We start from the raw sequence: 12000 nt of genomic DNA, 5'->3' as shown, positions 1-12000 counted from the left end.
ACGACCGTGGTACCCAAAAGCCCGCGGCCGACGGGATCGTTTGGGACGCTTGCCGTTGCTCCCGATTACGTAGCCCCGCTACTCGTTCCACTCCCCTTCGAAGCTAACGGCGAGGCCACACTTATCGACCAGTCCCTCTACGATCCGCATTTTTCCTCCCTTGTTGGCGTGCGTGTCGATATGGTAGCCGTTCGTCAACTCTCGGTATGCTCTCATCGCTTCCTCGTCGTGTGGGGACGTCGGCGTATCGTTGATGATGGCCTTCTCCCGGCCGGGGATATAGGGGAGAGGCTTGATCTCGGACGTCAGATCGTGGTTCTCGATCAGATAGTCCACCGCTTTCGCCGTCACGTCGCTTTGATTGTCGCCAGTAACGGTGGCGAGATCGGTTTTGCCGTTCCGAATCTCGATCACGTACTTCCCCGACTCGGCCCGAACGGTTCGAGCAGGTGTCGGTTCGACTCCCTCGTTTTCGTCGGACGTCACGACCTCGTCGGAGTCTATTTCCCGTTCGATGTCCTCGACGAGCCTGTCGATCAACTCCTTCGATTGGGACTCGGCGAGCGAGTGGACCGTTTCCGAAACCTGGCCGGCCAATAGCTCGGCGAGTTCGGTTGCCAGCCGGTCTTTGTCCGCTTCGAGATGCCGTCGGGCCTCCCGCAACTCGTTGATTCTTTCGAGGATCTTCCTCGATTCTCCCGACTCGATGGCGGTTCTCGTGTAGGCTCTCAGAACCGTACCCTGGTCGGGAAGTTCGACGAGTTCCGAGTCGCTGATTTTCCGGACGTCTACGTTGGAGGCATCGACGCGCCGCTGGAAGAAGCGGTATCGTTCGCCGTTCGTGAGAATCCCGTAGTTGACGTTCCTGTTCGTCATGTACGACGAGAGCTGCTCGTCGTGTTTCGCGGTCAAGGACGTATCGACTCCCTTCGCTTCGAGAAACGCGACCGGGGTCTCTTCGATGATGAGGGCGTAATCGACTTTGTAGGTCTGTCCAAACGCCTCGACCGAGTATTCGAGTTTCGTGTTCGTGGGGATTTCCCAGTCGAGTAGATCCAAGAAATCGCGCAAAACGGCCGCCTTCGTGTTGGCTTCGTCCATCTGCGGTGAGGCGTCTATCAGGGACTGGGTTTTCTCGACGTAGTCCTGTACCGCCTCCTCGTCCATGTCCTGCAACTGCTTGGGCCGCTCTTATCAAAGTATCCGATTCACAGATATAGGGGAGTTATCGGTCTTCGAACCGGATCGCGAAGCGACGTCATAAGCCGACGCCGTCCGGTCAATCAGAATCGGCTGAAAACCGAGTCCGCTCTCCCCGATTTGAACGGGGGGCAAGTCGATCTACAGTCGACTGCTCTACCAGGCTGAGCTAAGAGCGGTCACCGAAATCTAATCGGTGAGGCGGACATAAGGGTTATCATTCGAAACGCGGACGATGTGTTACAAACGTCGGACGCGAGAGAATGATTGATATGGGAGGCGCCGAAAGGGAGAGGTATCGAACCGCCGATGAGCAAGATCACGTTCCGCGCGGACGATGACCTCGTCGAGGGGATCGAGGCCTTCGACGCCTCCAAAAGCGAGGTCATGCGCGAGGCGCTGCGTGCGTACCTCGAGGACGCCTCCCGCGCGGAATCGCGCACGGAGGTCGGCACGTCGCCGTCGATCGACGACCTCGTCCGCGAGCGCGTCGACGAACGCGTCGAGGACCGCCTCGACGAACGGGTCGGACGACGTGCGCCCGACGTCGACGTCTCGATCTCCCTGGAGGGACTCGAGGGGGTCGTTCGCGAGGACGCTGCGGGTGGGGAGACGAACACGACCGTGCGTAAGACGGAGCCCGCCGACGAAGCGTCCGACGGCGCGACGCCGGTGGGGTGTACCCAGTGTGGGGAGACCCTCGCCGGGGATCACGTCTACTGTCCCAACTGCGGCGAGAAGGCGTCCCGTCGGGCGTTCTGTGAGTGTGGAGACGAGCTCAGATCGGACTGGTCGTTCTGTCCGGGCTGTGGGCGTCGGACGCCGGCGGCGGACGTGCTCGACCCGGACCGCCGGCCCGGGTGACGGTGTAAGACACGGACGTTCACCGGAGCCGAAACGTTTATTATGTATGACGGAGTTGTGGGTATCAGCGTAAGACGATTGTCTTACAGCCCGATCATGCACGGTACAGGGGAGCGCCTTCGTGCGATTCGGGCGTAAGACAGAACGCGTCTGACAGGGCGCGCGTCTTACCCAACAGGGTATACAACAATGGAGCGTGTGACACTGCGGATTCCGAAACAGCAGATCGAGGAGGTCGAACGGATGGTCGAGACGGGCGAGTACCCCAACCGGAGCGAGGCGATCCGGGCGGCCGTCCGCGAGATGATCAACGAACAGGAGGGTCGCCGGGAGGAGTCCCAACCGGGCAAACGCGGCTGGGCCAAGGCATAATTCATGCAGGACATCGTCCAGGACGCCCTCGAGAACGCCGAGGAGGAGGCCCGTGAGATGGACGCCGCCTTAGACGACGAGGAGTTCGGCGACCCCCGGATCGTCATCGTCGGCTGTGGCGGCGCCGGCAACAACACCGTAAACCGGCTGTACAACATCGGGGTCGACGGCGCCGACACCGTCGCGATCAACACCGACAAGCAGCACCTGAAGATGATCGAGGCCGACACCAAGGTCCTCGTGGGCAAGTCGCTCACGAACGGGCTCGGTGCCGGCGGCGACCCCCAGATGGGGGAACGCGCGACCGAGATGGCCCAGAGCACGATCAAGGAGGTCCTGGGCGATGCGGACCTCGTCTTCGTCACCGCCGGGATGGGTGGCGGGACCGGCACCGGCGCGGCGCCGGTCGTCTCCCGGATCGCCAAAGACCAGGGTGCGATCGTCGTCGGGATGGTCTCGACGCCGTTCAACGTCGAGCGCGCCCGCACGGTGAAAGCCGAGGAAGGCCTCGAGAGCCTCCGCGAGGAGGCCGACTCGATCATCGTGCTGGACAACAACCGGCTGCTCGATTACGTCCCCAACCTCCCGATCGGGAAGGCGTTCTCGGTGATGGACCAGATCATCGCCGAGACCGTAAAGGGGATCAGCGAGACGATCACCCAGCCCTCGCTGATCAATCTGGACTACGCGGACATGACCTCGATCATGAACCAGGGCGGGGTCGCGGTCATGCTCGTCGGGGAGACCCAGGACAAGAACAAAAGCGAGGAGGTCGTCAAGGACGCGCTGAACCACCCGCTGCTCGACGTCGATTACCGCGGGGCGTCCGGCGGCTTGGTCCACATTACGGGCGGACCCGACCTCACCCTGAAGGAGGCAGAGGGGATCGCCGACTCCATCACCGAACGCCTCGAGGCGAGCGCGAACGTGATCTGGGGCGCCCGGATCCGGGAGTCCTACAAGGGCAAGGTCCGCGTGATGGCGATCATGACGGGCGTCCAGAGCGCCCAGGTGCTGGGTCCGACGACCCAGAAGCAGGCCGACCGCTCCCGGGAGAGCCTCGAGAGCGAGACCGAGTTCGACGCCAGCGAGCGCGCGGCGGAGTCGGCGACCGGCGTCGCCCAGAGCGACGGCGGCCGCGACGAGGCCGGCCGCGAGAACGGCGTCGACGTCATCCGCTGACGTTCCATCGCCCCGGTCCCCCGGCCCTCCACGAACGCGACTGACGCACGGACGGACCCGGCCAGTTCCCGGCGGGAAGGCCTTTTTGTCCCCCAGGGAGAGCGATCCCGCTCTCGAGGAGGTTCAGACGGCCTCGATCGACTCGAGCAGCGAACACTTCCGGCAGATCTCGCGGGTCGTCGTCGAGCCACACTCCGCACAGTCCCGGAGATCGGCGCCGCCCTCGCTGTTGTATTCGCCGGCGGCAATCCCGGCGAGTTCCTCGTAGCCCGAGATGATCGAGTGGCGGGTGCCGGGATGGTTCTCCTCGAGTCCGTAGAGCAACTGCTGGATCTCGCCCCTGTAGGCCTCGCTGGCGTGGGGACACTCGGTGATGTGGGCGGGCAGGTCCCGGAGGTGGGCGTAGAGGGCGACTTCCTTCTCGGGGACGTCCCTGAGGGGTTTGGCGCGGGGGACGAACTCCTCGCTTTCCTCGCGCTCGGAGAGGGGACCGAGGCTCGCGTCGAAGTGTTTGGCGATCTGGGCGACGTCACCTTCTAGAATATTCATCAGGGCGGTCTGGGCCTCGTCGTCGAGATTGTGGCCCGTCAACAGGAGGTCGGCGCCCAGCTTTTCGGCGTACTCCGAGAGGAGGTCCCGTCGGAAGACCCCACAGTAGGCACAGGCGGCCATGTTCTCGGGGTCGTCCTCGACGACGTCGTCCATCCTGATCCCGAACTCCTCTTCGTAACTCACGAGTTCGTGGCGGATTCCGAGGTCGTCGGCGAGTTTGACGCAGGCCTCGACCGATTTGTCGCGGTAGCCCTCGATCCCCTCGTGGATCGTCAGCCCCACCAGCTCGATCCGGGGGTCCTCGGCGAACGTCTCGTGGAGCACCTGGGTGAGGACGACGCTGTCCTTCCCGCCCGAGAGGCCGATCACCCACGTTTGGGGGTTCTCGGGGGTCGCTTCGCGGGGAACGAGGTCGTCCCGGCGGACCCGGCGGCGCACCCGCTTTTCGACCGACTCCCGGAGGTGGTCGCCACAGAGGTGAGCGCCCGAGTAGGCGGCGTGGACCACGGCCTCCCCGCCGCAGCGATCGCAATCCATCGCCTCCCGATAGCGGGGGAGCGCGGAAGGGGGTTTCGCTCCTCAGACCGCGACCAGGGGCCGTTCCTCGACGGCGCTCGCGCCTGCCTCGAGCGCCGAGAGGACGGCGTCTACGTACTGGTCGCGGGCGGAAGAGGAGAACAGTTCGTGACCGCCGTCGTAGAGGACGACGTGGGAGGCGGGGACGCGCTCGCCGATCGGGCGAAGCGAGATCACGGGGTCGCGAAGCGAACAGAAGACGACGGCGTCGTGGTCGATTTCGAGCAGGTCCCGTTGGGCGTGGCGGGTCTCGCGGACGAACGCGGGCGAGATCCACCCCGGCGCCGTCGAGAGCTGGTGGTCGGTCGTCCGTTCGCCGAGGTCCTCGCGGTCGAATCCGCCGGTGGGGAGGAAGGGGAAATCCGTTCGAACCCGGCCGACGAGGTCGAGCAGGCGGTCGGGGAAGGCGTCGCCGTAGCCCCACCACGGGCTCAGATAGACGTGGTTCTCGGCGCCGTCGAGGAAGGGGGCGACGAGGGCACCCGCGCTGTGGGCCAGCAACTGGTAGGCATCGAGATCGCGGACGTATTCGGCGATCGGCTCGAGCCAGTCGGCCTTGAAGTCGTCGATGTTGGTGGGAAGCTCGAAGGCGTGGACCCGGTAGCCGGCGTTCGCACAGCTCCCGATCAGCCAGCTCACGTTCTCGTGGGTCCAGCGGTTGCCCCAGCCCATCACGAAGACGAGGTCCTCGTCGGCCTCGTCGTTGAAGATCCGGTGTCTCATACCTCCGCGTTCGTCGTGTGGGGTCAAAAACGTGCCTGAGCGAACCGGACTCCCTCGAGAGGGCGGAGTCGGGAGACCGCGTTTACACCGTCGACCTCGTCAATGGAGACCGTCCACGTGATCGATGCGACGAGAACGGGCCTCGCGTCGCGACTGAGAAACCGCTTTGGGCGTCGGCGCCGTACGGTCGCCGGATGAGCGAACTCGCCCGACACGACGCCGTCGATCGCCTCGAGGAACTCGTCGAACGGGTCGAGGACGAGCGGATGCCGGTCCCGGTCCGCGAGATCTGGGCCTACGGCGACGTCACACTCGGCGTGGACCCGGTCGAGCGCCTCGACGTCTACCTCACGAAGGACGTACTCGTCGGTGAGGACGACCCGGATGCCGACGAGGCGTTTCGCGATTCGCACGGAATCGCCGGCGTCGGCAAGTCGGTCCGGGCCGACTGGGCGAGAGCGTATCCCGACTCGCTCCGGGCGAACACCAACGGCCACGCCGCCCCCGAGAAGTGCCTCGCGGCTCACCTCCTCGAGGAAGCGGAGCCGATCCACCTCGAGGTCTGTAACGCCTCCTTCGAGGACAACGTGACCCAGCGCCTGCGGGGCGCGCGGATGCGTGAGGACTACACCCAGTTGTTGGACCCCCGTGGAGCCTGTCTCTGGGTCGATGGCACCCGAAGCGACGAAGCGTTCCGCAAGCTCCGGGAGAGCGAACTCGCGCTCCCGACGCTGTCGGCGGCTCTCGAGATGCTCGGGATGGACGACGACGAGGCCGGCGAGGCCGCCCGCGAGGTCCACGCCTGGCGGGAGAGTCAGGAGGGCGTGACGGTGCGGGGCGACGTCGTCTAGTTGTCGTCCTCGAAGACGAAGGTTCCGTCCTCCTGGACGACATCTCCGTCGATCTCGATTCTCGAGTCCTCGCTCATGTCGACGATCATGTCGACGTGGACCGCGCTCTCGTTTCCGGATCGGCCGTCGGGAACCGTCTCGTCGATCGTTCGGCCGATGGCCATGTGGACGGTGTCGCCCATCTTCTCGTCGAACAACATGTTGTGCGTGAAGCGGTCGATGCCGCGGTTCATCCCGATGCCGAGTTCGCCCAGCCGGCGGGCACCGTCGTCGGTCCCGAGGATCTCGGTCAGCAGCTCCTCGTTTTTCACCGCCGAGTGGGCGACGACCTCGCCCGCTTCGAACTCGAGGGAGGCGTCGGTGATCTCCCGGCCCCGGGTCACCAGCGGCTTGTCGAAGAGGACCTCGCCCTCGACGCTGTCGGGGACCGGCGCGGTGAAGACCTCGCCGCCGGGGAGGTTCTTCTCGCCGTAGTCGTTGACCGCGATCATCCCCTCGACGCTCATCGTCAGGTCGGTGGTGTCGCCGCTCTCGATGCGCACCTCGCTTGCGGGGTCGAGAAGCTCGACGAGCCGGGACTGGAACTCCCGCTGGGCCTCCCAGTCGCGGTTTACCGCGTTGTAGACGAACTCCTCGTAGGCTGCCGTGCTCATTTCGGCCTCCTGGGCGTTTCCCGGCGCGGGGTACTGCGTACCGACCCACCGTTTCTCGGTGTACTCGTCGCTGATCGGCTTCTGGACCCGGCCGAAGGCCGCGATCGTTCCGGGGTCGACGTCGCCGAGTTCGTTCGTGTTCGTCCCGCCCCTGATACCGATCGCGACGTCGGTCTCCTCGATCCGTGCGAGCGAGTGTTCGTTCAGTCCGAACTCCTCGGGGTCGCTCGCGCGCAGGAACGCGCGCCTGGCGCGGTCAGAACGCATCGACAGCGTCGGCCGGGCGCCGATCTCGCCGAGTTTCTCGTAGAGGGCGACGACGAGGTCCTCGGCGACCGGGGGCGCGGAGACCAACACCTTGTCCCCGGGCTCGACCCGGGTCGAGTGCTCGACGAGTATCGACGCGTGGCGTTCGATCCGTGGATCCATACGCCCACGATACCCCGCGGGGAGAACAAACTGTTGGAACTTCGACTCCGGCCGATCACGCGAACGAGGGGGCCGGCCCGATTCGGCATTGTGGTCTCAGTGGGTTGCGTGAGACGGCACCAGGGTTTCCCCTGTTTCGCTCGAATCGGTCCGTATGGGTGATATCGGAAACCCCTTCGGCGTCGATCTGGCGACGACGATCTTCGGCGCGGGGGTTTCGCTGCTCGTTTCGGCCGGGGTGATGCGCTATGGCTACCGGATCCCCGAGTGGACCTCGGCGGAACTGATCGGGATGGCCGGGGCCGGCCTGGTCGTGCTCGGCGCGCTCTTCGGGGTCGTCATGGTGCTGTCGGGTCTCCGGTAGTCGGCCGCGACCGGTTACTCCCCGGGCGAGGCTCCCGCAACCCGCCCGACGGTGACGTGGAACGGGACGACCTCCCGACGACGGTACGCCCCGTCGCCCATCCGATCTATCACCTCTCGCCCCATCTCGCGCCACTCCCCCCGGAGCTCGTCGTAGTCCTCCTCGTCCATCGGCCCCGAAAGCAGCGTCGCCCGGTCGCTCTCGAGCCCTGCCCCCGTCGCCTTCCGGCGGGCGTCGGCGAGGGCCGCCTCGCCGTAGGGTGGCTCGATCCGGCGCTCGTGGTCGTACCGGCGGCTCTCGAGGACCTCGAGGGCCGCCTCTGCGAAGAGTTCGCGGGCGTCGGCGCCGAGGGAGACGTCGGTCTCGACGCCCTCGACGTAGGCCTCTCGGGCGCGGGCCGCGAGGGCGGACTCGCTCGCGACGCTCGACTCGACTCTCACCTGGGCGTTGTCGGGTTCGATCGCCGCGACGAGCTCCCGGGAGACGCGGGCAAACTCGGAGAGGGCGGCCGCAGGCTCCGGGAGGTTGATCAGCAGGGCCTGGCAGACGACGAGATCGAAGCTGTCGTCGGGAAAGGGAAGTCTAAGGGCGTCACCCGCGACGACGGAGACGTGTTCGCGGGCGGTCGCGAGCAGGTCCCGATCGACGTCGCAGCCGACGACGGTTCCGGGACTCTCTTCGACTATCACGCGGCTCAGCTCTCCCGTCCCACAGCCGACGTCGAGGACCGACTCGCGGCTCTCGAGCCTGAGGGGGGCCAGTGCGGCCCGGTCGTCCCACATCCCCTCGCGGGTCCGGCGGAGGTACTCCGCGGAGAACTCGCGCACGGCTTCGGATTCGAGGGATCCGAGTAAAAACGGGTCGGTTTCCCGGGGCTCTCGGGCGGTGAAATCGACCCCGAACCCTTTCGGCTCGCCCGTCGTAGCCGGTCGAGTGACCTCCCGATCCGCGACGAGTTCCGTCCGCCCGGCGGCCGTCGTCTATCCCTTGGGGCTCTGGATCGTGATGGCGGTCGTCGCCGTCGCGAACGGCGTCTTCAGGGAGGTGGCCATCGTCCCGCGGATGGGCGACTACTCCGGTCACCTCCTCAGCACCGCGCTGTTGATCGCCGCGATCCTCGCTCTCTCCTATGGCTACTTCTCGCGCAGTCGAATCGACTACCGACGAGCGGAACTCCTGGCGGTCGGGGTGATCTGGGTCGTCCTCACGGTCGGCTTCGAGTTCCTCGTCGGCCATCTCGAGGGGATTCCCGTCGAGGACACCCTCGCCCAGTACGACGTGCTCGCGGGGCAGGTGTGGGTGCTCGTCCCGCTGGCGCTGTTTCTCGCGCCGCTGGTGTTCGGCTCCGGGGCGCGTAATCCGGCGTAAACGCTCTCGAACAGCCTTTCAGTTCTCCTCGCGCAACTCCTTCGTTCGCGCGATGTTCCAGGCAAAGCCCTTGCCGTCCTCCGTGGGCGTCTCAAGGGCGAACGGAAGTTCTCGAAGATCGGGGTGGGTGACGATCGCCCGGATCCCATCTTCACCGATGTAGCCCTCGCCGATGAGGGCGTGTTCGTCCTTGTGGGTTCCGACGTCGTGTTTCGAGTCGTTCAGGTGGATGTACTTCAGGTACTCCAGGCCCACTTCCTCGTCGAACCGCGAGACGGTCTCCTCGACGGCATCGGGCGTCGTCAGATCGTTGCCCGCGACGAGCGTGTGGGCGGTGTCGATACAGATCCCGATCTCCTCGTCGGTTCGATCGATGATCCCCGCGAGATGCGAGAACTCCCCGCCCAGTTTGGTTCCGCTGCCGGCGTCGGACTCGATCAGGATCTCGACGTCCTCGGGGACGTCGAGTTCGTCGATCGCGCTCGCGGCGTTGTCGAGGCCGCCCTCGACGCCGGCGCCCGTATGCGCCCCGAGGTGAGTGTTTACGTACGGGATCCCCAATTTCTCGGCGGCGTCGAGTTCGGCCTGCATTGACGCCAGCGACTTCTCGCGGAGGTCGTCCTTGGGCGTACAGAGGTTGACGAGGTACGAGGAGTGGATCACCCACGGCCCCTCGAGTTTCGCGTCGCTTTCCTCTCGAAAGCCCGCGGCGGCCGCCTCGCTTATCTCGGGTTCGGCCCAGACCTGGGGCGAGGTCGTAAACACCTGCCCGCAGTTGCCCCCGAAGGCGAGCTGTCGGGAGACGGCGTTCCTGATGTCGTCGTACGGTGGAGTCTCCTCGTCGGAGGAGACGCGCGAGCCCGAGATCGAGACGTGTGCGCCGACCTTCATGGCCGGAAGTCGGCATCCCCCCGGCATAGGTACTTCGGAGTTCTCCCTACTCCTCCCGATCACGGATCCAGCCCTCGCTCCCGTACTTCCGGTCGGCGAGGTCTCGGGCGGCCTCGAGCTCCTCCTCGCGCCACTCGCTCTCGCTCGCCCCACACCACTCCCCCAGCGCGTCTCCCAGGATCTCGACGGCCTCCTCGCGGTCGATCCCCGCCTGCTCGCGGATACTCGTCACCCGCCCTTCGAACGTCTCGGGGGAGACGTCGCCCTCGAAACAGCCGACGTGGGCTTCGGGTGCGAGATCGAACGATATCGAACCGTGCTGGATGACCACGTCGCGCCGTCGGTACTGGGCGTTGCCGCTGATCTTTCTCGCGTCGGCTCGCGACTCCGCGGGCGCGACGATGTCGTGTGCGGGATTGATGTCTCGAAGGTAGCAGGAGGGGTAGTAGACTGCCTCTCGCTTTTCGCCCGCGAAACCGGCATCGATGTCCATCCGGTCGAACGCCTCGAGGATCGGCTCACAGAAGAGCGCATAGCAGTCCATCAGGTCGCCGGGGACCTCGTCGGCGGCTGTGACGATCGTATACGAGATGTCGCCGTGGTGGTCGTGGTAGATCCCGCCGCCGCCGGTCTGTCTCCGGGTGACGTCGATCTCCTTCCGGTCGCAGAACTCCCAGTCTACGGTGTCGGGTTCCTGTCGGTAGCCGAGCGAGAGGGTGCTCGGCTCCCAGGAGTACGTTCGAACCGTTCGGATCCCCTCCTCGACGGCCGTCCGCCCGGCGACCTCCTCGATCGCCATCTGGGTCGCCCCCTCGCGGGGGCCGTCCCGGATCAGGCGCCACTCGCGGTCGGCGAGGTCGGTCATGGTTCGATCGACGCCCTGCGGGGAGAAAGCGATTGTGACGCCCTACGAGAGCGACCGGAATCGCTCGATTGCCATTTTCTATCGCGTCATATGGTTTATTAGGGACGTTCGGCGGCGGTCTCGGACGGGAACCCCTTTTACGTCCGCGCCGGCTACCCTGTCCATGGTGCGGAACGTCGCCGATTTCATGCCGGAACTCGAGCGGGACGACTTCTACCTCCTCTCGGGCGTCGAGCAGGGAATGCGCTTTTCGGAGTGGGTCAATCGGGGGAAGCTCCCGGAGTTTTCGGGCCTCTCGCCGGAGAACGTCGATTATCGACTCGAGGAGGCACTCAAACGGGGGCTGGTCGAGAAGAAGACCCTCCAGTACGAGGGCTACACCCTCCAGTTCGAGGGGTACGATGCCCTCGCGCTGCGCGCGCTCGCCGAGCGCGAGACGATCAGCGAGTTCGGCTCGCCCCTCGGGGTCGGCAAGGAAAGCGACGTCTACGAGGTCAAGTCCTACAAACCGCTGGCGCTGAAGTACCACCGCGAGGGGTACACCAACTTCCGGGCGGTCGACAAGGAACGCGACTACACCTCCGACAACGACCACGTCTCCTGGATGTACACCGCCCGGAAGGCCGCCGAGCGCGAACTCGAGATTCTAGAGGAGCTGTACCCGGAGGTCAGCGTCCCCCGACCGATCGACGGCAACCGTCACGCCATCGTGATGGAGAAGATGGCCGGGGTCGAACTCTCGCGGGCGAAACTCGAGGACGAGCAAGTGGTCGGCGTCCTCGACTTGATCCTCCGGGAGATGGCGGGCGCCTACGACGCGGGATACGTCCACGCCGACATGAGCGAGTACAACGTCTTCGTCGGCGAGGAGGGAGTGACGGTGTTCGACTGGCCCCAGGCGGTTCCCACGGATCACGACCACGCCGCGGAGTTCCTCGCGCGCGACGCGGAGAACCTGATCGGCTACTTCAGCCGGAAGTACCCCCAGTCCGTGCCCGAGATCGACGCCGAGCGGGTCGCGAACGCGATTTCGGAGGGGTCATTCGAGTCGGTGCGGGCACTGGCCCGATAAACCACTGAGTGCTATACTGAATCGGCGAGAGCGAGGGC

14 protein-coding genes and 1 tRNA gene are annotated in these 12000 nt (G+C 65.5%); 7 read left to right on the top strand and 8 right to left on the bottom strand.

The window, feature by feature from the left end:
- Positions 1–78 precede the first annotated feature (78 nt).
- Complete coding sequence (locus DVH23_RS02170) at positions 79–1167, bottom strand: type I restriction enzyme HsdR N-terminal domain-containing protein (protein WP_114575783.1); 1089 nt, start codon at positions 1165–1167, stop codon at positions 79–81.
- Between the two features lie 138 nt (positions 1168–1305).
- A tRNA-Tyr gene (locus DVH23_RS02165) sits at positions 1306–1379 on the bottom strand.
- A 130-nt stretch (positions 1380–1509) separates the two neighbouring features.
- On the opposite strand from DVH23_RS02165, the gene DVH23_RS02160 reads away from it, so the two are divergent.
- The 3 genes from DVH23_RS02160 to ftsZ all read left to right on the top strand — a co-directional run bounded on the left by DVH23_RS02160 (position 1510) and on the right by ftsZ (position 3618).
- Positions 1510–2064: a zinc ribbon domain-containing protein gene (locus tag DVH23_RS02160; RefSeq protein ID WP_114575782.1), complete on the top strand. Its 555-nt coding sequence runs from the start codon at positions 1510–1512 to the stop codon at positions 2062–2064.
- Positions 2065–2253: 189 nt separating this feature from the next.
- On the top strand, positions 2254–2436 hold the full coding sequence (locus DVH23_RS02155) for a ribbon-helix-helix domain-containing protein (protein ID WP_114575781.1): 183 nt from the start codon (positions 2254–2256) through the stop codon (positions 2434–2436).
- 3 nt (positions 2437–2439) lie between these two features.
- Positions 2440–3618, top strand: a complete 1179-nt coding sequence (ftsZ, locus tag DVH23_RS02150; RefSeq protein ID WP_114575780.1) for a cell division protein FtsZ — start codon at positions 2440–2442, stop codon at positions 3616–3618.
- A gap of 123 nt (positions 3619–3741) precedes the next feature.
- On the opposite strand, the gene DVH23_RS02145 is transcribed toward ftsZ, so the two are convergent.
- Both DVH23_RS02145 and DVH23_RS02140 read right to left on the bottom strand, forming a co-directional pair.
- A complete protein-coding gene (locus DVH23_RS02145; RefSeq protein ID WP_114575779.1) occupies positions 3742–4707 on the bottom strand; it encodes a TIGR00269 family protein in 966 nt (321 codons plus the stop codon).
- Between the two features lie 42 nt (positions 4708–4749).
- The gene (locus DVH23_RS02140; RefSeq protein WP_114575778.1) at positions 4750–5469 is read right to left on the bottom strand and encodes an alpha/beta fold hydrolase; all 720 of its coding nucleotides are present in this window, start codon (positions 5467–5469) and stop codon (positions 4750–4752) included.
- 194 nt (positions 5470–5663) lie between these two features.
- Between DVH23_RS02140 and DVH23_RS02135 the strand changes: the two genes are divergently transcribed.
- Entirely contained in the window at positions 5664–6320 is a 657-nt protein-coding gene (locus DVH23_RS02135; protein WP_114575777.1) for a hypothetical protein, read from the top strand.
- Here the strand turns inward: DVH23_RS02135 and DVH23_RS02130 are convergent.
- Positions 6317–7402 (bottom strand): aminopeptidase, encoded by a 1086-nt coding sequence (locus tag DVH23_RS02130; protein ID WP_114575776.1) that lies wholly within the window; start codon positions 7400–7402, stop codon positions 6317–6319. The genes DVH23_RS02135 and DVH23_RS02130 overlap by 4 nt on opposite strands.
- A 154-nt stretch (positions 7403–7556) precedes the next feature.
- Here DVH23_RS02130 and DVH23_RS02125 point away from each other — a divergent pair, with 154 nt between their 5' ends.
- Positions 7557–7766, top strand: a complete 210-nt coding sequence (locus DVH23_RS02125) for a hypothetical protein (protein WP_114575775.1) — start codon at positions 7557–7559, stop codon at positions 7764–7766.
- Positions 7767–7780: 14 nt separating this feature from the next.
- Here DVH23_RS02125 and DVH23_RS02120 read toward each other — a convergent pair whose 3' ends face one another.
- A complete protein-coding gene (locus tag DVH23_RS02120; RefSeq protein WP_114575774.1) occupies positions 7781–8593 on the bottom strand; it encodes a class I SAM-dependent methyltransferase in 813 nt (270 codons plus the stop codon).
- A 106-nt stretch (positions 8594–8699) separates the two neighbouring features.
- Between DVH23_RS02120 and DVH23_RS02115 the strand changes: the two genes are divergently transcribed.
- Complete coding sequence (locus DVH23_RS02115) at positions 8700–9134, top strand: hypothetical protein (RefSeq protein WP_114575773.1); 435 nt, start codon at positions 8700–8702, stop codon at positions 9132–9134.
- Between the two features lie 18 nt (positions 9135–9152).
- Here the strand turns inward: DVH23_RS02115 and DVH23_RS02110 are convergent, their stop codons facing one another.
- Together DVH23_RS02110 and DVH23_RS02105 are read right to left on the bottom strand one after the other, a co-directional pair.
- Complete coding sequence (locus DVH23_RS02110; RefSeq protein ID WP_114575772.1) at positions 9153–10025, bottom strand: deoxyribonuclease IV; 873 nt, start codon at positions 10023–10025, stop codon at positions 9153–9155.
- A 46-nt stretch (positions 10026–10071) separates the two neighbouring features.
- Entirely contained in the window at positions 10072–10890 is an 819-nt protein-coding gene (locus tag DVH23_RS02105; RefSeq protein ID WP_114575771.1) for a biotin/lipoate A/B protein ligase family protein, read from the bottom strand.
- A gap of 163 nt (positions 10891–11053) precedes the next feature.
- On the opposite strand from DVH23_RS02105, the gene DVH23_RS02100 reads away from it, so the two are divergent.
- Complete coding sequence (locus DVH23_RS02100) at positions 11054–11962, top strand: RIO1 family regulatory kinase/ATPase (RefSeq protein ID WP_114575770.1); 909 nt, start codon at positions 11054–11056, stop codon at positions 11960–11962.
- The last annotated feature ends 38 nt before the right edge of the window (positions 11963–12000 follow it).

The organism is Saliphagus sp. LR7 (assembly GCF_003344565.1).
Lineage (GTDB): Archaea > Halobacteriota > Halobacteria > Halobacteriales > Natrialbaceae > Saliphagus > Saliphagus infecundisoli.
This window is presented reverse-complemented; position numbering and strand designations above follow the sequence as displayed.

Coding starts and splice junctions, on each gene's coding strand:
- DVH23_RS02100 (WP_114575770.1), top strand. CDS start 11,054: ATGGTGCGGAACGTCGCCGATTTCATGCCGGAACTCGAGCGGGACGAC.
- DVH23_RS02130 (WP_114575776.1), bottom strand. CDS start 7,402: ATGGATCCACGGATCGAACGCCACGCGTCGATACTCGTCGAGCACTCG.
- DVH23_RS02170 (WP_114575783.1), bottom strand. CDS start 1,167: ATGGACGAGGAGGCGGTACAGGACTACGTCGAGAAAACCCAGTCCCTG.
- ftsZ (WP_114575780.1), top strand. CDS start 2,440: ATGCAGGACATCGTCCAGGACGCCCTCGAGAACGCCGAGGAGGAGGCC.
- DVH23_RS02160 (WP_114575782.1), top strand. CDS start 1,510: ATGAGCAAGATCACGTTCCGCGCGGACGATGACCTCGTCGAGGGGATC.
- DVH23_RS02110 (WP_114575772.1), bottom strand. CDS start 10,025: ATGAAGGTCGGCGCACACGTCTCGATCTCGGGCTCGCGCGTCTCCTCC.
- DVH23_RS02125 (WP_114575775.1), top strand. CDS start 7,557: ATGGGTGATATCGGAAACCCCTTCGGCGTCGATCTGGCGACGACGATC.
- DVH23_RS02140 (WP_114575778.1), bottom strand. CDS start 5,469: ATGAGACACCGGATCTTCAACGACGAGGCCGACGAGGACCTCGTCTTC.
- DVH23_RS02105 (WP_114575771.1), bottom strand. CDS start 10,890: ATGACCGACCTCGCCGACCGCGAGTGGCGCCTGATCCGGGACGGCCCC.
- DVH23_RS02135 (WP_114575777.1), top strand. CDS start 5,664: ATGAGCGAACTCGCCCGACACGACGCCGTCGATCGCCTCGAGGAACTC.
- DVH23_RS02155 (WP_114575781.1), top strand. CDS start 2,254: ATGGAGCGTGTGACACTGCGGATTCCGAAACAGCAGATCGAGGAGGTC.
- DVH23_RS02145 (WP_114575779.1), bottom strand. CDS start 4,707: ATGGATTGCGATCGCTGCGGCGGGGAGGCCGTGGTCCACGCCGCCTAC.